The sequence below is a fragment of the bacterium genome, assembly GCA_035527515.1.
Taxonomy (GTDB): domain Bacteria; phylum B130-G9; class B130-G9; order B130-G9; family B130-G9; genus B130-G9.
Map to the genome: position 1 here is coordinate 1 of DATLAJ010000034.1, position 21,272 is coordinate 21,272.

The following is a 21,272-nucleotide window of genomic DNA, read 5'->3' on the forward strand; positions in this document are numbered from 1 at the left end:
GATGAGGCTTTTCTCCGTTATTCTGTCAACGTTCACGATTATCATCGCCGCCCTGGTCGGTAAACTGCTCTTTGGAGCGCAGTCGTTTACCTGGCTACTCGTGCCAGCCATATTTCTCTTCTCGCCGGTCTTCACGTTTGACCAGGCGTGCATCAACAACGACCACTTGCTAATCCCGATGTACGCCCTACTGCTCTACCTGATGCTCAAGTGGTCGGAGACACCACTAACGAACAAGAGACTGATCGGGCTCGGCCTTATCGTCGGGCTAGGCATCCTCGCCAAACTCCTCTTCTTGACAGCGGTCCCGCTCGTCTTCTTGTTCGTCTGGTTGAAGGAAAGAGGACATGGTCTTCAAAGCCTCAAGAGCGCCTCACGCAAGCTCGCCCTGTTTACTATGCTTCTCGCCGCCATCTCTGGTTGGTGGTTCGTCCGAAACTGCGTTATCTATGGCTTGCCGATCGTAACCGCCACAACGATCAGGCCGGATGCAAAACTCCCCGTCGTCATCGGCCTCGTTGACATTCTTGGCTCAGAGAGTTTCTGGGTATGGCTCACTACGAGCTGGTTCTTCAGAATAGCGAGCCACACGAGCTTCACGCCGTCAGAGACGAGCCGAAATCTGACATATTTCCTGTTCGGCCTCGCAGGTCTGGGGTCCCTTCGAGCCATCCTCCTTAAACTGTTTAAGAAGAGGCGACTCCTCAAACCACACACCGCCAAAAGGCTAAGATGGCTTGCCTACGCCGTCCTAGTCCATACCTCGATCATTTTCGTCCAAGTGGCCAATGGAACAATGATCGTTGGCAAGTTCAGGGCGTTCAACGGGAGATACCTGCTTCCGGTCGGCATCGGCATGGGAGCGTTCTTTGCGTTTTCCATCCAGAATCTCCTCCCGCAAAAGCTCCAGCGTTTTGGCGTGTTGGTCGCCGTCGTGATCCTAATCGCCATCGAGGTCCTGACGGTCCATCTGGAGATGATGAAGGTCTGCTACCCGTTCTGAGCGAAGTCCGGCACAAAACGAGGCCATTTCATACTGCCCAAAGCCGCCCTTCGCTTAGACTGTTCTCGGCATAGCTAGTGTCTGCATCCGCCAACCTCTTCCCCGCTGCATATTGGATAATGGTACCCTATGTCCACAGTGGCTGTGTCCGGGGTGGCGTCCGCCTGCGTCGTCCGGTCCGAAAGGCCTGCATCTTCGGCTGTGCCATAACCAGCGTCGATACACGGGCTTCCTCGACCCAGGTACCAATCGCCCAGCGGGCCGGTAACAAACCTCGGGTCTTCCCCCACAATGTTCCAGCGGTCCTCAAACCAAACCCCTATCAAGCAGTATGAACATGACCCAACATCGTCCAGGTCCGGTGCCCAGTACGGCGCATCGTTACCCCAGACGATGCAGTTCACGATGCTCGCAGGGCAATTCCCGATCCCGCCGCCGGAATAAGACTCGGCGATGTTACCACTCACCGTGCAGCTGCTTATTCTACCTCCGCAGTCGTACATTCCGCCGCCCTGGAACCCAGCTGTGTTATGCAAGATCAGGCAGTTCGATATCAAGCCATAGCAGGAGCACAAACCTGCCCCTTCGTAAGCTGAATTGCCCATGATCACACAGTTCACGATCGCACCATGGCACTCATATATCGCTCCCCCCCACGCCGTCGCCGTGTTATCGAGGAATCTGCAGTTGGTGACACTGGCCAGGGTGTCCGCGCCATGAACTCCTCCACCATCAAAGGACTTCCCGTTCACAATGGTAAACCCGGACAAGACACAGCTGCCATCCTCCAGCCCTGAGAATCGAACAACAGAACCGTTACCTCCGCCATCGATCACCGTGGATTCAACGATCGCCGGATCGTCCGGATCTAACGACTGCACGGTTATGTCGCATCCGCGAAGCTGAATGTTCTCGTAATATGTGCCCGGATGCACAACAACCGTCTCTCCTTCGAGAGCAGCATCTATGGCCTCTTGAATCGACAGAAAGTCAGCTGAGCCGTCTTGACTGACCTCCAGAGCCCTCTCGCGATGCCGCCGGTATCTGAATTCCGACTTGCCAGGGCTGATGGCTGACCCAACGGGCACACTTGGGACAAACAAGTAATATATAGGGTACGTGCCGTTCGGTTCCATGCCGGAGAATACATAGGAAAAGGCCTCGAACGGTTCCTGATGGAATCCCGAGGGGAGGCTCAATTCTTGGAACCAAGGCTGAGGCTCACTCCCCAGAGTAGGGAGGTACAGCAGCGGCCCGTAGGGCGCTTTAATCGCCGCATAAAGGTCAACCCAGACTCTTGGACCGAAGTTGCCGCCTTCAAGATTCAGGATCAGCATCTCCTTGGCGAAGTATACCTCTCTTGTGGCTTGGACCTTCACGTAGAAACCGTTTGGATACTCGTATGCACCCATATCTACGGTGCCGTTGATTATGCGCGGGTGTCCGTCGAAGTCAGTTTGACCTACCACTGACCAGTTGCTCCCGGCATCAATGCATGGCGAGCCCGGTGAAAGACGAAAGTCTCCGTCCTCTGGTGCAGCTAGGACCGGGTCGTCAGATATATTACCCTCCCCACCCCCCGTCCAGCCCAAAATGCACGAGAATGACGGCGTGGAACAGCCATCTAGGTCACCTCCTACTTCTACCCCTGTATTGTTGCGCCAGATGATGCAGTTTGAGATTGGGCCCTTGCACTCACAAGCGCTCGCTCCATCACCATCTGCCGAGTTATTCCACATGGTGCAGCTGGTGATCGCGGCGCCGCAAGAAAGTAGCCCTCCTCCACCGGCCCCTCTTGCGTGATTGTTACTTATCACGCAACCATGAATCTGGCCATCACAGCAAGATGCACCTCCCCCACCCAGAGGGGTGCCTACATTACCGATTATCGTACATAGGCTGATGGTCCCACTGCAATCAGCCAGCCCTCCGCCACAACCCGCGAAGTTATCAATGATCTCACAAGAGGTTATGGCTGCACGACAGTCGTAAATGCCGCCTCCGCGGCCTCCGCAGGACAGGTCAGCCGAATTGCCTGCAATCACGCAGTTAGCAATTCTTCCATCGCAATGCGCTATGCCGCCTCCATCATTTGCAGCGTTGTTGACGATTCCGCAATTGGTCACGGTCGCTTTTGTTCGGGGGAAAGCTCGAAAGTTAAAGACCGACTTCGTGCCGCATATCCCTCCCCCGGAGTGACCCCTCCCGTTGGTGATCGTGAACCCAGATAGAACGCAGCTTTCGTCTTCATTACCATTGAATGTCACGACGGAATCGTTCCAACCACCATCAATCACGGTCCCTTCTACAATGCTCGGATCATCCGGATCCAAGGACCGCAAGCTAACCTTGGGCCCCCAGAAGTCTACGTTCTCATAGTAGGTCCCCGGATGGACGATTATCGTATCGCCGTCCGTCGCTGCAACGTTAACCGCCACCTTTATCGACAGAAAATCCCCTGTGCCGTCCTGGTTCACGTGATATTCCGCGCCATCGGATGGCGTAATCGATAGCCACAACATCGATATTCCCACCAAAACAAGCCATAACACTCTCACGGTCTTCGTCTCCCTTCGGTGTTGCCCCACTGAGATCATAGTTTAGCCCGACCCACTAAAAGCCATTACAGTAACCTGGGTCCACATCGTACTTCTCACCGACCTCCAGCCTAGCGCACGTGCCTCCGGCCGGCCCCTCGATCCACTGAGTCGCCATCCGCCATGCTGTCAACATCTGCTCACCCATAATCTAGAGCGCTATTCGGTAGTCAATCATGCTATCGCTGTTTCGGCACAGGTATTCCAGCAGCTGATAGTATCCCACATCCGGCATCAAGTTCCACTCGGAATCTGCCGCAAGGAATCCTTCTCCCGTTGACTAATGAACCCTCGCTCGTCGTTTCTCTGCGAATCGCCAGTTGAGCGCTGTGCGTCAAGACAACAAGGGAATGTGGATGGGTTTGGGCGTCTTGGGGCACCACAACAAGTGGAGAACGTAGCGAATATCATCGCGCGATATGGCGTTGAGCAAATGAATAGCGCTTGAAAGGAGTAAACATGCCAGTTTTCTTCAGCGACAAGGGGAGTCTCTCCGAACCTGAGAAGGTCCACTTTGCAGACCAGAACTACGAGCAGGTCGCGGTCGGCAAGCCGCTCTGCGTGGAGATAATTCACGTGGGTTTTGGCGACACGAGGGACATATTTGGGAAGGCGGAGGTTTTGGTGTCCAGCTGGGCGAGGCTTGGTGGAGCGGGCAAACCTGGGCCGAGCCTGATTAACGTTATGCGGACTGGGGTTGACGCTTTCGACCACCTGTCGAGTTTCGGGGCCGCCGAGTATGCCAACCCACTGGTGTTCTACACGCCCAGTTACAGTGGCGAAAGGCTGCATCTCTCGATCGAGATGCTCGAAATCGATAAGCTCCGAGCAGATGGCGTCCAGCGCCTCGGCGAGGCGCTGAGCGAGCTTTCACAGCTGACGGTTTTTGCGTCGCAGCTTGCTTTTATGTCGCTTGCGCCGGATGCCTTAAACTTAGGGCGCAAGCTCTACAACCTGCTGAACAGGAACGATCAGGTGCTCTTGGAGCGTCTGGACCTTGCGTTCAACGAGCCAGACCTGAAGGTCTTGACGTCCGGACGGTTCGTTCTGGTGCACAAGGAGCAGAGCACGTCCGCAATCCTGAAGAACTTCAAGCTTTCCGCTGGGAGCGAGCTTGTGACGGAGGACGGCAGGCCGGCGGAAGAGGCAGGGATGAAAAGCCCATACATCGTCATACGAATTGACGCGAAGGACAGGCCGGAATACAGGGATTTTGAGATCGATAGCGCCACCCAGGATGAGCTGCGGAAGTTCCTAAACGAGAGCGTAACGGAGGATTTCGCGGAGTTTCTGCGGTCTGGAGTTCGCGACACGGCGAACCTCAACGCGGTTCTGAAGCTGCTGCGATTGAAGAGACAGCTGGACGCTACGCGGGACGACAGCAGGATGCGGGCGATTGTGCAGGAGGCTCAGAATGAGATGAGGAAGCTTCCGGATGAGATCAATAATCTGCTACTTACCGCTCTCTCGGCCTCTGAAAACGTGAGCTAAGGGAACAGGGCCGGCGACGCTGAGGCTTTGGCTGGCAGAGCGCACTGAGATTGCCATCTGCCGCTATGCGCAGCGTTGCTGGCCCGGACCTGACCTCGCCACTAAACGAGAACCTCCACCTCACGCATCGATACTGTAAGTGGCATTCCCCGCTCAGCCCGGACTTCAAGGCACTGCCTTATCGCGTCTTTGATGTTGTGAAGCGCCTCTTGCTCCGTCTTGCCCTGACTGACGCATCCGGGAATTGAAGGGCATTCGACGACAATCATGCCGTCCTCGTCGCGCTCAAATGTTACAATGAATCTCAACGCTATGTCTCCTTCCTGTTGCCTACACCCTCCAGCATCTCTTTGATGCCACCGATTGAGCTGAGGACGCCGGTCGCCTCAAACGGCAGATAAACAACCTTGTTGTCTTTGCCGGAGACCATCTCCTTCAGCGTGTCGAGGTAGCGGACAGCGATGAGGTAGTTTGCGGGGTCACCCTTGCTCTCGGCAATTGCCTTCGTGACCATGTTGATCGCCTCCGCCTCTGCGCTTGCGACCTTCACGCGGGCCTCAGCCTGCCCCTCTGCCATCAATACCTTTGCCCGCTTCTCGCCTTCAGCCCGGTTGATCTTGGACTCTTTGACGCCCTCCGCCTCCAGAATCCTTGACCGCTTGTCGCCCTCCGCTATCAAGATTGTGGCTCGCCGGTCTCGCTCGGCACGCATCTGCTTCTCCATCGCATCCCTGATGTCCTGGGGCGGATTGATGTCCTGAAGCTCCACGCGATTGACCTTGACGCCCCACTTGTCCGTCGCCTCGTCAAGTATCTGACGCAGCTTGTTGTTGATCGTGTCGCGGGACGTGAGGGTCTCGTCCAGGTCAAGCTCGCCGATCACGTTCCTCAACGTCGTCTGCGTCAGCTTCTCGATCGCATCCGGCAGGTTTGCGATCTCATAGACAGCCTTTACGGGGTCCGTGATCTGGAAATAGAGCAGCGCATTGATCTCGGTAACCACGTTGTCCTTGGTGATGACGTTCTGACGAGGAAAATCATAGACCGTCTCACGCAGGTCGATGCGTTTCACAAGCCGCATGATAACTATCTTGTGGCCCCGCCCGTCCTCGCGAGTGAACCGCCACTCGATCTGCCTCGGCTTGTCGACGATCGGCCAGATCACGTTGATGCCAGATTGGAGCATCCTGTCGAACTTGCCCAGCCGCTCGATTACGAGCGTTTCAGCCTGCTGGACAATTACCAGCCCCCGTGCTGCGAAAATGATGATGAAAAGGGCTACTACTGCAACGATAACTATTCCGGCGCCCACGGCTCACTCCTCCTGGTTCTTCGCAATGCTTTTGACAAACAGCTTGGTCCCCTCAACTCGAATGACCTCAACCCTCTCTCCCCTCTCGATCACAGAATCGTCAGTTGACGTTGCCCTCCAATCATCGCCGCCCAAAGCTGCCCTACCTTTGCCGACAGAGGGGTCTATTCTCTCGGTAACGAGACCAACCTTGCCCGCAAGCGCATCAACGTTCGTTCTCACCGCAGCATCCTTATCAGAACGATAAATACGCTTGACGAAAAGCGGCCTGACTGTGAAGAACGCAACCAACGAGGCAACGCAAAAGACGACTACTTCAATGGTAAAACTCACGTCGAATGCGGCGAAAATAGCGGCCACCAGACATGCCACGCCAAAACACGCCACGACGAAGCCGGGCGTAAATATCTCCATGATAAGGAGCAGCACTCCGACGATAACCCAAATCTGCCAGCTCTCCACGTTTCTGCCTCCTGTTAATCCCACTTATGCGCACGATAACGCCAATTACACTACATATCTTCGAAGACGCATTCAAGGATGGCGCAGCTGCTGCACTTATCGCTCGCCAGCTAAACTGGCCTTCTCCTCAAGAGGCTGTCCGATAAATCACTTCGCGTTCTTATCTTCTTATTCCATATAGGGATGATACCGTGAATATCCGAGCACTATAAGATTGATGTGCCGTGAGCGTCTGGCGGACATCGCGATGCATTCTGGCTTCAGAACGGCATAGTAGGGGGGCTGCTTGCTGCACCCTCCTTATGATTTGCCAAACGGAGATAGGGCGGGACAAGGAGGGTGGGTCGTGAAATGATTGTCAAATCAACCTACCGAGGAATATAGTATAGTCAGACTCACAATGCAGCTAAAACTAACTATCTATTACACAATTAACTGATAATATACTACACAAAGCGAATTATGACCCACCCTCCAAGCAGCACCCCTACAATGCCCGGACCAACGTGCAATACAGCATTCAGGTCCCCCATCCCTCTCTGGGCGTGAGATGCTTCTCGAAATCTGCGACGACTGACTTCTTGCCCTTGGCGATCACCTTGTGGCCTTCCTTCTCCAGGAGCTTCTTCTGCCCCTCCGCGGCCGCCTCGCCAGCGGCTCTTGCGGCAATTCCCGCAAAAATCCCCGTAGTAATCGGGCAGCCGATAGTCGCTCCGTGCTTCTTGGCCAGAATCTCACGTATCTCCTTAATCGTGATGAGCTTGCCGGAGGGCACACGTCTCATGATCCCATCGACCTCACGAGGCGCGGGAATGACGACCGTGCCCTCGCCCCATCTCCTGCTCATTGTGCCCTCGATCTTCTTGACAACCGGCAGGCCCTTGTCATCCGCCAGCTTCTCCCGCCAAGATTTGCGCATTCTCAGTCCAGCCATAATACATGCCTCCAATTTGCCGCCTAATCATCCCCTATCGGGGTGACCGTAGCCGCTTCCACCATTAGAACCACCGTGCGCTCTGGAGCGCGCGGGCGATGGATGACGCCCCTTGGAACCACTGTCCCCTGATGCGAGGACAGTTCTATCGTTCGGCCTTCCAAATCAATGAGCAAACACCCTTTAACAACGTAGAAGAACTCCTCTTCTTTTTCGTGCCGATGCCAATGGAACTCACCCTTTAGGATTCCGAGACGCACCACAGAGTCGTTGACTCGGCAGAGCGTCTGGTTGAACCATTCGTGTTCGCAGGCCCGCTCGAGCTCCGCCAGATCAATACGTTCTAGAGGGCCGAATTCGACGTCTGTGTTTATATGGTATTCTGTTTTCTTCCCCATTGCGTCTCCAGCAGCAGCCAATCTAGTATCATCAAACGAAATCAGTAGGTCAGAATATCAAACATGAGCGCTAGCGTCTAAACTCTCATTCGAACTGACCATGATCTTGATGTCTAGTCGTCGCTATGCGAAACTGGCACGTCGCCAGGTTCGACATATACGTCGTCGTGCCCTGCTCAAAGAGCGCGGCATAAGCATAATAGACGCCCGAGGGCAGCCCAGCATCGAGCGGCGCCTCAAGCAGCGTGAAATCCTCCAGGTCGAAATGGCCCGGTATCCAGCCCGAGTAGTATGGGCTGTAATCCATCGACAGGCTCGGGAGGTAGAGCAGCGTCTTGTCCGGCAGCTCAATCGCCGCGGCGAGGTCGGCGAAGAGCTCGCCTCCGGGGTTTGAGAGAGCGAGCGACAGCCGAAGCGTATCGCCAACATAATACTTGGCCTGCGACGTCGAAAGCGAGACAAAAGGCGTGAGCGGGTCAAGGAACGAGAAGACCGCGGCGCCCGCGGCGTAGATCGTGTTGCCCGTCTCGCCGAAATCGACCACAAGCGCTGTCGTGTTCGAGCACTCAAGCCCCTCCGTCGAGAGTGAGGTCCACGTCTTGCTGCCATCTCTGGTGTGGTGAACGCCTTTGTAGCCTGATATGTAAAAATCATCGCTATCGCTCGGGTTGATCGCCATGTCATAGACCGAATCGACCGGCGTCTCGAGTCGGTCCCAGCTATCTCCAGAATCGCTGGACCTGTATAGCCCCCCGCCGTACCACCCATCGCTCGCGTAAACCGCAGAGGAATCAACCGGGTCGAACTCAACGAAGAATGGGTTAATGCCCAGTCCTTCGACGAGATGGAAGCTATCTCCGTAGTCTGTTGTTAAATAGAGACCCTCCGAAGTGCAGACGAATACCCGATTGGGGTCTCTCGGGTCGATCGCGACAACGTAGGTAACGCAGCCGCTCCCTCCGACGAAATTCGAGAGTCGCTGCCAAGTGAAGCCCAGGTCCTCCGTCCTGTAAATCGCATCACTCAGCATCGCGACGTATATCCTGCGAGAGTCGCTGGGGTCAACCGCGATGTCCTCACACCAATCCCATTGCCCGCCCGGCCAATACGAGAAGAACTCCCAATCCTGCCCTGAATTGTGGGACACCTGAATGATGTCCTCAAAGGGGCTGCCCTCATAAAGCACGCTCTTATCGTTAGGGTCTTGAGCGACACAGATCGAGTATATGTCCCTGAAGTAGTCGTTGATCTCCCAGCTTGAACCCGCATCGGTGCTTCTGGCTAAGATGTATGGGCCGGCCACAACAAGTGTCTTCATTGCGTCATCACAAGTTAAAAGTTGAGAGGCCATTTGGGCGATCAACCCATTCGACGAGAACTCGGCGCTGTTACAGCCATCCGTTGAGCGGCAAATGCCTGAGTCCGAGCCGACTAGGACCTCGTTGCTATCAAACGGCGAGACGTCGATGAAGCTTCCGCCATAGTCACTGCACATCAAGGTCCAACTATCGCCGCCGTCCTCCGAATAATATAGCCCCGTAGTACCATAACAGGCATACATTCGTGAGGGATCATCCCTGCAAAAGCAGATGTCATTCACCAGAACTCCGACATCAGTCCAGGTAAATCGCTCCTGATCCCAGCGGTAGAGGCCCCAGTCGCTGATGAAGACATCGGAGGAGTCGATCGGCGAGACATATATCCCTTGTGGCCAGAAATACAAGAGGTCTAAACCATAAGGCAGGTCTTCCCAGGTAATCCCGCCGTCCACGCTTCGCTTTGGTGCACTATAGACACACCCAATCCAAATCGTCTGCGGGTCATCAGGATCGATGCAGACCGCGGAAGGTTGTGGGCCAGTAAAGACCATCTCCCACGTCGCGCCTCCGTCCAAGGTCTGAAAAAGCCGGCCAAGTTCGAACGTGTCATATACGGCGACGCACAGGTGGCCAGCATCGTTCGGATCGAGGGCTATCGCCGAGAGGTCTTGATTGCCCCAGGGCGCGCTGATGCCCTCCCAGGTTATTCCGCCGTCCACGGATTTGAAGAGCGACTCATCATCGAAACAGCAGATATGGGCAAAAACCAGCCCTCCTACGCTCCTGCTTGCGCAGAAGCAAGCGGAAGAAACATCATCGGCGGGGAGATCAGGGACGCTCCTCTCCCAGGTTACGCCGCTATCCTGCGACCTGAAGAACCCGTTCTCGCCGCCTGCATAGCAGAGTCCTGGGGTCTGGCAGTCGTATTGGACTCTTGTGATATAGCCACCATAAGGCCCGTTGGTCTCCCAGAAGCCCTCGCCAGCAATGCCCAGCTGGCAAAGACAGAAGATAACCACCGTCAGGCTCAAAATACACCGTTTCATTCTTGCCTCCCTTGATTTACATCACTCTATGCTTAGCTATGTTATCTTGTGCCCTTGATGAAGCGGAAGTGCTCAACCGCCAGGTTCGACATATACGTCGTCGTGCCCTGCTCAAAGAGCGCGGCATAAGCATAATAGATGCCCGAGGGCAGCCCAGCATCGAGCGGCGCCTCGAGCAGCGTGTAGTCCTTCAGGTCGAAATGTCCCGGTATCCAGCCTGAGTAGTATGGGCTGTAATCCATCCACAGGCTCGGAAGATAGACCAGCGTCTTGTCCGGCAGCTCAATCGCCGCGGCCAGATCGGCGAACAGCTCGCCGCCCGGATTCGAGAGATCGAGCGCCAGCCGAAGCGTATCGCCAACATAATACTTGGCCTGCGACGTCGAAAGCGAGACAAAAGGCGTGAGCGGGTCAAGGAACGAGAAGACCGCGGCGCCCGCGGCGTAGATCGTGTTTCCCGCCTCGCCAAAATCGACCACAATCGCCTCTATGTTCGTGCACTCAAGGCCCTCCGTCGAGAGCGAGGTCCACGTGTTTCCTCCGTCCCTAGTGTGGTGAACGCCCATGTAGCCCGATATGTAGAAGTCGTTGCTATCGCTTGGGTTGATCGCCATGTCATAGACCGAATCGACCGGCGTGTCGAGCCTCTCCCAGCTATCTCCAGAATCGCTGGACCTGTAAAGCCCTCCGCTGCTCGAATCGCCAGCATAAACGCTCCTCGGGTCGTTGGGATCGAACTCGACGAACGCCGGCTCCGCATGAACGCTGCTGGTCCTCTCGAAGCTCTGCCCATCATCGGTCGAGCGATATAGCCCATTCGACGTGCAGACGAAGATGCGCCTCGGTGCGCTCGGGTCGATCGCCACGGAATAGATGTAGCCGTATTCGCTAGTCGATGCGAAAACAGGCAGCTCATCCCAGCTTAAGCCGGCGTCTCTCGTCCGGTAGATAGATGTGTTTACACCGAGGAACATCGTGTCCGAATCGGTCGGGTCAACCGTGATGGCGTCAACCCAACCTACGTTGAACGGGAAGTGACAGAACACGTCCCAGTCCTGGCCAGAGTTATCAGAGAAGGAGATTATCTCGTCCGAAGAGTCGGTCGCGTAAAGCCTTTTGAGGTCACTTGGGTCTTGCGCTAGATAAAGGCTATAGTTGTCCATGAACGAATGGTCAAGTTCCCAGGTCCCGCCCGAATCGGCGCTCCTGGCGAGAAGATGGTAGCCCGCGCATACCAAAACGCTCTTCGCAGCGTCGCAGGCGACGAGGTATTCAGCTTCCTGAGCAACAAGGCCGTCGCACGAATAATTCACGTTCTGGCAGCCGTCCGTTGAGCGCCAGATGGCCGTCAGGTCTCCGACCAGGACCTCGCCAACGGTCGCAGGGCACGCATCGATGAACACGCCGCCCACTCCAACGTTTCGCACTTGCCAAGATGCGCCTCCGTCATCGGAGGAGTAAAGGCACGAGTAGTCGCAGGCGAACATCTTGCTGGGGTCGCCCGGCCAGAAACAGATGTCGGTTACATCAATGCCCGCTGCTTGCCACGCATAGCTCGACTCATCCCATCGATACAGGTAGTCGTACCCAGAACAGAAGAACACGGCGGACGAATCGCCCGGCGAGACGTACATCCCGCGCGGATAAATGCAGTCGCCCGGCAACAGCCCCTGGCCCAGGTCCTCCCAGCTAGCTCCGCCGTCGGTCGTGCGCTTGGGGAAACCGTAATTACAGCCGATCCAGATCGTCTCCGAATCGCTTGGGTCTATCGCGATCGCATAGACCTCTACACCCTCGTAGATCCTGTTCCAAGATGTGCCGCGGCTCTTGGACTCCCAGACCTCGCCCCCGTTGTAAGTGCCAGTCCAGACAGATAGCGCTACGCACACGTGGTTCGCATCGTTCGGATCGCAGGCAACATCATCTACGTAACCGTCCCAAGGCGTCATGAGAGGCGCCCACGTCTTGCCGCCATCCTGCGACCTGAAGAATGGCCATGACTCCTCGAAGTACCCTATTCTGGCAAAGACCAGCCCTGAAAGAGCTTTACTGACGCAAAAGCGACTGCAAAAGACACCCGAGTCGCTCGCGGTGAGGTTGGGGATGCTGCGCCGCCAGGTTACGCCGCCGTCTTCCGACCGGAAGAACCCGTTCTCACCGCCGGCATAGCAAAGCCCTGGGGTCTGGCAGTCGTATTGAACTCGATTGATATAGCCGCCATAAGGGCCGTTAGTCTCCCAGAAGCCCTCGCCAGCAAAGCCCAGTCCGTAAACGCAAAAGATAATCGCCGTCAGGGTCAAAATGCGCCGTTTCATTCTTGCCTCCTTAAATTGACATCACTGGTTACAGTTCACTGGTTACAGTTTCACCTTATCCAAACGAAGCAGAAAAACTGTAACACAACTAAAGAACTCAATTCAACCTCAGCACCGGGGAAAGCAGGTTGTGGCCCGGAGTCCGCGAGGCAGTCCCAAAAGACCGAAGGGGTGCAGCGGTTTTTACTATCAGGAGTTTCCCCCGGTCTTGGAGGCTGTCCAATAAGTCGGTTTCAACGGGGATGACGCAGCGGGGTATGCCATACGTAGGGGCAGGCCTTGTGTCTGACCGAATATATAGATGGACGGAGACAAGAAGGCTGTCCCTACACAACCTCAGACCCGACTTATTGGACAGCCTCCTTGAGGAATTGGACCTGACCGGACGCTGTGCCTCAGAACGCCCTGAAAGGGCGGAACATGAGTAGCCGTAGGTGGAACCTACGGATTGAAACGGACAAGAATCTATTAGTTCCAAAGGCCTCGGGCAATCTCTGCGAGATTGCCCGAGGCCTTTGGAGGAGAGGGTTGTCGGCTCGCACGGATTCCCCACGTTGCACGTGGGGCTATTCACGTTGATCCCCTTGCGGGGATTTGCACGGGGCTTATGTGCTAAGACTTTCCTGTAAAAAAGTAATGCGCGGGTGGTGTCAAGCCACCACCAATGAAAGCGGCGTCAAGCCGCCGCTCTCCAAAAAACGCGTGCAGCGGTCTCTACGATGCCTTGCGGAATATCAGGATATGTTCGCTCTGCATGACGTTATAGAGGCCGAAGATGATCTTGGGCACGTCCTTCTCGAGGCGAAAGCCTATCTCCTGAGCAAAGCGAGTCACGGAATCAATCGTCTTGACCTCTTGGCCCGAGTAGGTCGCGTTCCCGACCACGATCGCGGCGTATCCGTCTCGCCTCAAGACTCTGAACATCTCGGCCAGGCTCCTCTTCAGGTCTTCATTGTAGAGCGCGAGCTTCGCCTCGCCTCTTCCCCGGAGACCCATGAACCTCGGTCGCAGGTCTGCCGCCGCGTAACCCAAATGCTCCAAGGCGTGAGCATCATTCGCCAGGTAGTCCAGCGCAATCGAGTAAGGCGGCGAGGTTATTATCCCGTCGATTGAGGCATCAGGGAGGTCAAGGGAGCGCGCATCGCCCCGGACTATGTTGACATCGCCCAGCTTGAGGCCGAGGGATTCGGCAACACTGCGATAATCGCCGACAGATGCGAGCATACGCTCGAGGTTCTTGACGAACGAACTGCCAAAATCCCTTCTTCTCCGTGCGCGATCGCTGATCGAGACCAGCTCAACCATCTCGTAGAAGTTCCGCACGGGGCCCTCGTCCATTGAATCGATCACATCCCTTGCCACCCGAAGTTGACTGTCGAGCAACGAGGCGCCGACTGCGCTCATTACTTCCTCGCTGGCCGAAAGAATCTCGTCATAAGCGAGAACGGACTCGGTCTTCACTCTGCTCTGAAGGACACAGAGAGGAGAGATGTCAAAACCGATACAATTGATCCCCAGAAGCTGCGCCTCGACCGCAGCGGTGCCGCTCCCGGCAAAAGGATCGAGAAGGGTCTCCCCCGGACTCAGCCCTATGATGTTCAACAGCGCCCGTATCATCTGAGGATGGAACTTGCCCTTGTAGGGGTATATCCAGTGCGTCAGATACTGGTTTAAGGACCTGGTTCTGTTCTTCCTAATGATGTGGAAATAGTGGGTAAGCGCTCCGTTGACGGATTTGAAGTAGGCCAGTCTTCTGCGAAGCTCGTCGTCGTCCTTTGCCTCGAGCAGTCTGAATTGCCTGAAACCGTCAGCGAGCGCAAAGCGTGCCCCAAAAGACTGAAGCTCGAGCTGCGCAAGCGCCAGCTCGTATATGAACTGAACGTTATCCAGCAGGACCAGACTATTCGATCGGCAGGACGTCTCTCGCCTCTTGTTTCATTTGCTGGCCTCTTCCCTGCTCGGACAATCCAGAATGGGACACATGATCGGCCTTACGAAGCCTTATTACGAAGTATCAGCCTCCTTTCGGCGACTACTCCGTCCAGATGTAATAGAACCCCGGCCTCCCGATAGAATCGAGCGTGCCAAGATCTAGCTTCAGGAGGTTTATGTCGATGGGTCTCCCCGGCGCAGTCGCTGAATAGACATCGTATTTGTGGTTCCAGGGCCACTCGTAGGCGACGACCGACGCCGCACTGAAATTGCCCTTCTCCTTGACAGCCGACACCGCGTCCTCGAAGTAGCCTATCTGGTCGATGAGCTTCGCCTCGAGTGCTTGGCTGGCCGTAAAGACACGACCATCAGCAAGCTTGAGCAGCTCCTCCCTCGTGAGTTCAGTGCGGTTAGCAAGCACGCGGTCCAGAAAAACGCCATACATCTGCTCAAGAATCGCCATTATATAAACCTTCTCCTCGGGCTCCATAGGCCGTGCAAACGAACCAACGTCCTTCATCGCACCGGTCTTCAGGGTTACGACATCAACACCGATCTTGCCGAAGAGGCCCTGAAGATTGAAGAACATGGAGATAACGCCGATGCTGCCAGTTATGGTGGTGGGGTGGGCGATTATTTTGTCGCCGGCCATCGATATGTAGTATCCGCCGGAGGCCGCCACATCTCCCATTAGGACTACCACGGGAACGCCCTTTTCTTTCTTGAACTTCGCGATCTTATGGTAAATAATCTCAGAAGCCGTTACCGCACCACCGGGTGAGTTCACAGTCAGGATCAGCCCCTTGATGTGTTTGTCCTTCTTCGCCTTATCAAGCTGCATCCCCAGCACCTCTACCAGGTTGTCTTGCGACGAAAACGCACCACGGGACGAGGACGAGCTGATGATGCCGCTGAGCGGAACCAGCAGGATCTTATCCTTAGTGCCCTTAGCCTTCTCGAGCATCTGCTCACTCAGGCGGATGCGCTCCCCAAACGTGGGGAACTTGACGTAGCACCCACAAAGGCCAACCACCAACGCTACAACAAGGACAATCGAAACGAACAAACCTCGTCTCATCACTCAAAACCTCCTTCACAGAAAATACAAGACACGCTTTCCAAACGTTACTAAATCACAATAGACTAGCGTAGGGCGCAAAGCCGGCAGACCACCGGACGCAGACCCTCTGGAGGCGGCACCGGGACTCGAACCCGGGATCGAGGATTTGCAGTCCTCTGCCTTAGCCACTTGGCTATGCCGCCTCATTCTTGACCAACAAATATGGCCTACGCATTGCGCCAATGCAAGTGGTTGTCCGCCGCCGTAACAACCAGAGTGACATCGCCCGGCGCAAGCCGATGCGATGCAAGAGGCTGTCCAATAAGTCGGTTTCTACGGGGATGACGCAACGGGGTATGCCACATGTAGGGGCAGGCCTTGTGTCTGCCCGAATATATAGATGGGCGGAGACAAGCCCCGCCCCTACACAACCTCGGACCCGGCTCATTGGACAGTCTCCGTGAACCGCCCCTACACGACGTTGATGTTCTCTTTGGCCAAGGTGGGGCTTTCGGGGGCGGCTGAAAGCCGCCCCCGACTTGTTGTTGGGTTACCTATATCGAAAGATACGCCTTCCCATTTGCATTCTGAGCAGCGACGGCCTTGAGCGTGGCCCTCGAGAGCTCTGCCTCGTACCAGTTCTCCTCATCCTCGAGGATCGCCCCGACTAGCGCCGTGTGAAGGGAATGACCCGCCTTGTAAGCCACTACGTGGCCGAAGACGGGCGCGCCCAACAGGGCCAAGTCGCCGAGCAAGTCGAGCGCCTTGTGCCTCACGAACTCGTCCTTGAACCTCAGGTAGGGATTCAGGATACGGTGGTCGTTGACCACGATCGCGTTGTCCAGGCAGCCGCCCTGCGCAAGGCCCATCTTCATGAGCTGTCGGATCTCGGTCAGGAAACCGAACGTTCTGGCCGGCGCGAGCTCCTTAATAAACTCGTCCCGAGTTATGGCGAATGAGCATGACTGCTTGGCGATGACCGGGTGCTCAAAATCAACAGTATAGGAAATCTGAAGATGATCGCACGGCAAAACCGACAGCCACTTGCCGTCCGTCTCCACCCGGATGGGCTCCTTGATCACGATACAGCGGCGCGGCCTGTTCAGTGTCCGGATGCCCGCCTCTTTGATTAAAAACACCAATGGTGCGGCGCTCCCATCGAGAATTGGCACTTCTTTCGCATCGATCTCGACAAAGGCATTGTCAATGCCCATCGCCGTAAACGCCGCAAGCAGATGCTCAACCGTCTGGACCTCGACATCGCCATCCTTCAGAGACGTCGCGTAGAAAACGTCCGCGACATTCCCCAGACAGGCTGCGACTGACCTCCCACCGAGGTCAACGCGGCGAAACACGATGCCTGTGTCGGCAGGTGCAGGACACAGGTTCATACGAACCTTCTCGCCGCTGTGAAGCCCGATCCCTGTGCATGAGACACACCGCTCCAGCGTCTTTTGCATACAATCGTTATCTGTAATCATAAATTAGTCCCTAAAGTTCGCTCATCCCGTGAACATATTAAAGCACAAAGTGTGCCAGAAGAATAATAAATCTATCCCCTACTCGTTCGGCACCTGTAATCGGCCTACCGGTCGGCAATCCAACAACAGCGCATAAATAGAATGTGCCCGACGAAAGCGACTCCGGACTCGAACATTTGTTGCAGAATCTCAAACAACTGTGGGAGCTTTTTCTACACCTGCCTCCGGTAAGCCGTTAGCTTGCTTCCCTGCCGAAAGCGCACTGCAAGGGTCGTGGCAAGAAATCAACACACACGCAGAGAGGAGTTTTCGTAATCGCTCGATGTGGGCGTTTTGATGCTCGCATTCTGGGCTTGGATTAGGGGTTATGGGCTACAAAGCCTCGACAATCTGAGAATCGGCCTCGATGCAATTTGACGGCCATGCCTGAATGCCCTGACGGGGCATAATTTGAGTAGCCGCAGGTGCAACCTGCGGATTGAAATGGGCGACAACCAAGAAATCCCTTCGCCAGCGCCAGCCGCCGTCTCGCCCCTAGCAGAGCCTCACGTGTTCAGCCGGTTCCGAATCTTGTTGGCCACGTATTGCGGTGAGAACTTGATAATCCGGTGAACCTTGCCGAGCAATTTGACTGTCTCCTCCGGAGTTATCCCTTCCAGCTTTACCATTGGGATCAGTGGCGAACCGTAGGCCTCATCGTCGAGGTTTCCAATTAACAGGTCGTGCTCGACACAGAAGTCATACATCTTTGTGCCGGGATAGGGGACCGCGAGATTCGTCAGCACAGCATCGAGGTTGAGGCTTCTGGCGAACCGCCCCGTCCGGAGGATATCCTCCTTCGTCTCCGTCGGATAGCCTATTATGAAGGAACCGCAGGAGTTGATGCCGTGTTTTCTTATCATCTTAGTTGCCTCTTTGACCTTTGAGAGTTTGAGCTTCTTGTTGGCCATGTCCAAAAGCCTCTGCGTGCCGAACTCCAGGCCCAGCAGCACGTATGCGCAGTTGGCCTTCTTCAGCCACATCAGCATCTCGTCGGTCAAAGTGTCTGCTCTAGCGTCACACGACCAGCGAATGTCGTTCAGGCCCGCCTCGATGAACTTCTGGCAGAACTCAATGAGCCACTTGCGGTTGGCGCTCATAATGTCGTCATACGAGAACAGGACCTTCATGTCATACTTCTCCCGCATCCACACGAGCTCCTCGATCACCTTGTCAACCGCTCGCAGCCTCGGCCCGCCCCACATCATCTTCGAGGCGCAGAAACCACAGTTGCTGTAGCAACCTCGGCCTGAGCAGAACGGCAGGATCAGGTCCTTCCTTGTCGCCAACCCTCTCATCTCAAAGTAATACTCGTGCAGAGGCATCAGGTCTAGGGCGGGATACGGCAGGGTGTCGAGGTCCTCGATATAAGGCCTGGGCGGCGTTGTTATGACCTGGCCGTCCCTCTTGAACGTAACGCCCTTGACCTTCGACACATCACCGCCTTTCCACACCGTGTCGATCAGCTCATAGGCGGTGATCTCACCCTCGCCTCTAACGCAGTAATCGACGAAATCGTTCTCCCTGGTGAGCTGCTCATGGAGGGCTGTTGCGTGAGGCCCGCCAATAACCGTGACTATCTTTGGATGCGCCTCTTTGATCTCCCGGAGATGGCGAAGGGCGCTTTGGCACGTCGCTGCGATAGCAGTGATGCCCACGAAATCAAAGTCGTAAAAGGACACGTATTCAACGACGCCCTCGTAACTCACGTCCAGCGCTGTCGCGTCCAGAATATCAACGTCTATCCCTCGCTCCCGCAAATAGGAAGCGATGTATGCCACGCCGATAAGAGGCATACACTGATACTTAGGACGGACAGTCTTTGCCGTAATCAGCAACACTTTAGGTTCATTTGCCATACCGGTCACCCAGAAGAACTGAACGATGCAAGTTAGTTTATGCGGGCAATCTTGCCACCAGTCGGCGCCATGTCAAGGTTCCAGGCACGAGGATTCGCCTTCTAAATCAAGACCGCAATAATCGATGCTAAGCCGGTCGGTGAACGAACTAGCAATACCTCACTTAGGCGTTTGAACCTCATAAATAGCTGGCTCGCAGGCGTAGTCGAGGGTCCCGGGCTTACACAGGGCCGCGTAGAGCCTCCAGCCAATGGCAGAGGCCGGTATGTCAGTCAGATAGAACGGGCCGTGCCAATACCCTCTAAAAAGGTGCAATCCCTCCGCAAGGGGGCGGATGCCGGGCTGCCAAGCGCCGTCGGAGAATGTGTAGAGCTCACCTTCAGGCGATACTGCCGCAAGGTATGCGTCCACTTCCGCGTCCGAATACCGCGAGGCGCCGCAAGAAAGCAAGACAGAGTAACAACCACCTACCGGCTCAACGTCCATGACCAAACGAGGCGCGATGCGGTAATGGAAGCCCATATCAACTGTCCCTGTGTCGGGCGCGAAATCGGTTCGCGTGGTGTAGAACTGCATACCCGCTTCTTCCACAGACACACCGCCAGCGTCGATGCACGGGCTGTCCTTTCCCTGCCCGGCGGCCGTGCTGCTCAGGAAATACCGCAGGTGCTCGTCCGTATTCCCTGGTAAAAACGTGAAGAGGGGGTTTTCATCAATGTTACCGCGGCCCTCATGGCCCCCCTGGACGCAGGAGTATGCCGCGCCCCAGTCGGTCATATTGTCCTCGCCCCAGAGAATCGACCTCCCGGTGCCAATGTAGCCCCACCACTCGTTTGTGTCTTCCAGCCGGTCCTGGATCAGCGTCGTGTTCTCCACGGAGGAGCTGCCTCCCCAGACGCCAATGGCACCGCCATAGTGGGACGGGTTCTTGATAAACAGGCAGTTGCGGACGGTGTAGGCCCAGTAACCTGCGGTGGAACGCCCCGTGGTCGAGCTCGCGCCGATGATACCGAACCCCTCGATATAGGGAGTCCAAGCCCCCACGCCGCCGGAGTTCCCCTCGAATATGCAGTCAGCGACGACCGCCTCGCCCGGCATTCTGGGATTCAGATCTAGCCAAGATAAGCATGGCGAGAAGTCGGACATGTTGCCCCGAAAAGTGGAATCGGTCACTACTAGGTGAGGGCTCCTGGACGGCCCGTCCACGACCATCCTGATCCCGGCAGAGCTCCGTACGGCGAGATTATAGGAGAAATCGCACATCACGAACCGGGCATAAGAGCTTGCACCGCCGTAGTGGCAAGAGCCAAGGTACGAGCCAGCTGTCTTATAGAATACGCAGCCCATCGCGATCACCTCGCTGCCGGTCCCCGCGTCGATCCCCCTGCTGCCATAGTAGGGAGAGATGGGAGAGATGTATATGTTGGACAACACCAACTTGGCGCCATCGTCCACCCAAAAGGTGGTCTCCACATTAGAGCTGAACTGGGGGATCTGGTACCATTTCGAGGTGTCCCGGATGCCGCAAAGGTAGACGGTTTTCTCAATCTCAATCGGGAAGGTCTCAAAGTGAGAGTAGTAGACACCAGGCTCAAGATATATCACCGTTAGGTCGGCCTCTTGATCACGAGCAAACTGGAGCGCGTCGGTCAGCGACGGGAATGCGTCAGGTATAGAGCCGCTAGGCGAGACGTAAAGCTCAAGAGGTGCCGCGCTGGCGGTCCCTATAAGTCCGCTGGCTCCAAGAAGCCAGATGATGCAGAAAGCCATGAGTAGAGCAGTTCTTGTCATTTCGTCCTCCGCAAAATTCGCTGTGTTTAATGTTCACTGGTAGATTATATCCGGCACCGCCGAATAATTTAGCACTATTCGTGCCACATTGTGCGACTTTCTGCCACACCCTCTCTTAATCTAAGAATAAAGAGGCGATACGCCCGGTAATGCCAGCATTTCCAGCACCCAGAGATAGAATCACTGTGGATCAGAACTGATCCACTTGTGACGTGCCAATACGGCGGAGATTC

At 55.6% G+C, this 21,272-nt stretch carries 15 protein-coding genes and 1 tRNA gene; 2 read left to right on the top strand and 14 right to left on the bottom strand.

The window, feature by feature from the left end; all coding sequences use genetic code 11:
- Positions 1-1,003 (top strand): glycosyltransferase family 39 protein (locus VM163_02220; GenBank protein HUT02689.1); only part of this gene is annotated, 1,003 nt, incomplete at its 5' end.
- A 74-nt stretch (positions 1,004-1,077) separates the two neighbouring features.
- On the opposite strand, the gene VM163_02225 is transcribed toward VM163_02220, so the two are convergent.
- The gene (locus tag VM163_02225) at positions 1,078-3,561 is read right to left on the bottom strand and encodes a choice-of-anchor Q domain-containing protein (GenBank protein HUT02690.1); all 2,484 of its coding nucleotides are present in this window, start codon (positions 3,559-3,561) and stop codon (positions 1,078-1,080) included.
- Between the two features lie 498 nt (positions 3,562-4,059).
- On the opposite strand from VM163_02225, the gene VM163_02230 reads away from it, so the two are divergent.
- Positions 4,060-5,091, top strand: a complete 1,032-nt coding sequence (locus VM163_02230) for a hypothetical protein (GenBank protein ID HUT02691.1) — start codon at positions 4,060-4,062, stop codon at positions 5,089-5,091.
- Between the two features lie 101 nt (positions 5,092-5,192).
- On the opposite strand, the gene VM163_02235 is transcribed toward VM163_02230, so the two are convergent.
- From VM163_02235 to VM163_02295, 13 genes are all read right to left on the bottom strand, one after another.
- Positions 5,193-5,399, bottom strand: coding sequence for a type II toxin-antitoxin system HicB family antitoxin (locus VM163_02235; protein ID HUT02692.1), 207 nt, complete (start codon positions 5,397-5,399; stop codon positions 5,193-5,195).
- A gap of 2 nt (positions 5,400-5,401) precedes the next feature.
- Positions 5,402-6,403, bottom strand: coding sequence for an SPFH domain-containing protein (locus tag VM163_02240; GenBank protein HUT02693.1), 1,002 nt, complete (start codon positions 6,401-6,403; stop codon positions 5,402-5,404).
- 3 nt (positions 6,404-6,406) lie between these two features.
- Positions 6,407-6,865 carry an NfeD family protein gene (locus VM163_02245; GenBank protein ID HUT02694.1) on the bottom strand — a complete coding sequence of 153 codons (459 nt, stop codon included), beginning with the start codon at positions 6,863-6,865 and terminating at the stop codon, positions 6,407-6,409.
- Between the two features lie 520 nt (positions 6,866-7,385).
- Positions 7,386-7,799: a hypothetical protein gene (locus VM163_02250; protein HUT02695.1), complete on the bottom strand. Its 414-nt coding sequence runs from the start codon at positions 7,797-7,799 to the stop codon at positions 7,386-7,388.
- 23 nt (positions 7,800-7,822) lie between these two features.
- Positions 7,823-8,197, bottom strand: a complete 375-nt coding sequence (locus tag VM163_02255) for a cupin domain-containing protein (GenBank protein HUT02696.1) — start codon at positions 8,195-8,197, stop codon at positions 7,823-7,825.
- An 85-nt stretch (positions 8,198-8,282) separates the two neighbouring features.
- A complete protein-coding gene (locus VM163_02260; GenBank protein HUT02697.1) occupies positions 8,283-10,562 on the bottom strand; it encodes a hypothetical protein in 2,280 nt (759 codons plus the stop codon).
- 41 nt (positions 10,563-10,603) lie between these two features.
- The gene (locus VM163_02265) at positions 10,604-12,877 is read right to left on the bottom strand and encodes a hypothetical protein (protein ID HUT02698.1); all 2,274 of its coding nucleotides are present in this window, start codon (positions 12,875-12,877) and stop codon (positions 10,604-10,606) included.
- A gap of 714 nt (positions 12,878-13,591) precedes the next feature.
- Positions 13,592-14,776 carry a DNA methyltransferase gene (locus tag VM163_02270; protein ID HUT02699.1) on the bottom strand — a complete coding sequence of 395 codons (1,185 nt, stop codon included), beginning with the start codon at positions 14,774-14,776 and terminating at the stop codon, positions 13,592-13,594.
- Positions 14,777-14,909: 133 nt separating this feature from the next.
- On the bottom strand, positions 14,910-15,887 hold the full coding sequence (gene sppA / locus VM163_02275) for a signal peptide peptidase SppA (protein HUT02700.1): 978 nt from the start codon (positions 15,885-15,887) through the stop codon (positions 14,910-14,912).
- 110 nt (positions 15,888-15,997) lie between these two features.
- Positions 15,998-16,072, bottom strand: a tRNA-Cys gene (locus VM163_02280).
- A gap of 351 nt (positions 16,073-16,423) precedes the next feature.
- The gene (lpxC, locus tag VM163_02285; protein HUT02701.1) at positions 16,424-17,329 is read right to left on the bottom strand and encodes a UDP-3-O-acyl-N-acetylglucosamine deacetylase; all 906 of its coding nucleotides are present in this window, start codon (positions 17,327-17,329) and stop codon (positions 16,424-16,426) included.
- Between the two features lie 566 nt (positions 17,330-17,895).
- A complete protein-coding gene (locus VM163_02290) occupies positions 17,896-19,248 on the bottom strand; it encodes a radical SAM protein (GenBank protein HUT02702.1) in 1,353 nt (450 codons plus the stop codon).
- Between the two features lie 159 nt (positions 19,249-19,407).
- A complete protein-coding gene (locus VM163_02295) occupies positions 19,408-21,039 on the bottom strand; it encodes a hypothetical protein (protein ID HUT02703.1) in 1,632 nt (543 codons plus the stop codon).
- Between the last annotated feature and the right edge of the window lie 233 nt (positions 21,040-21,272).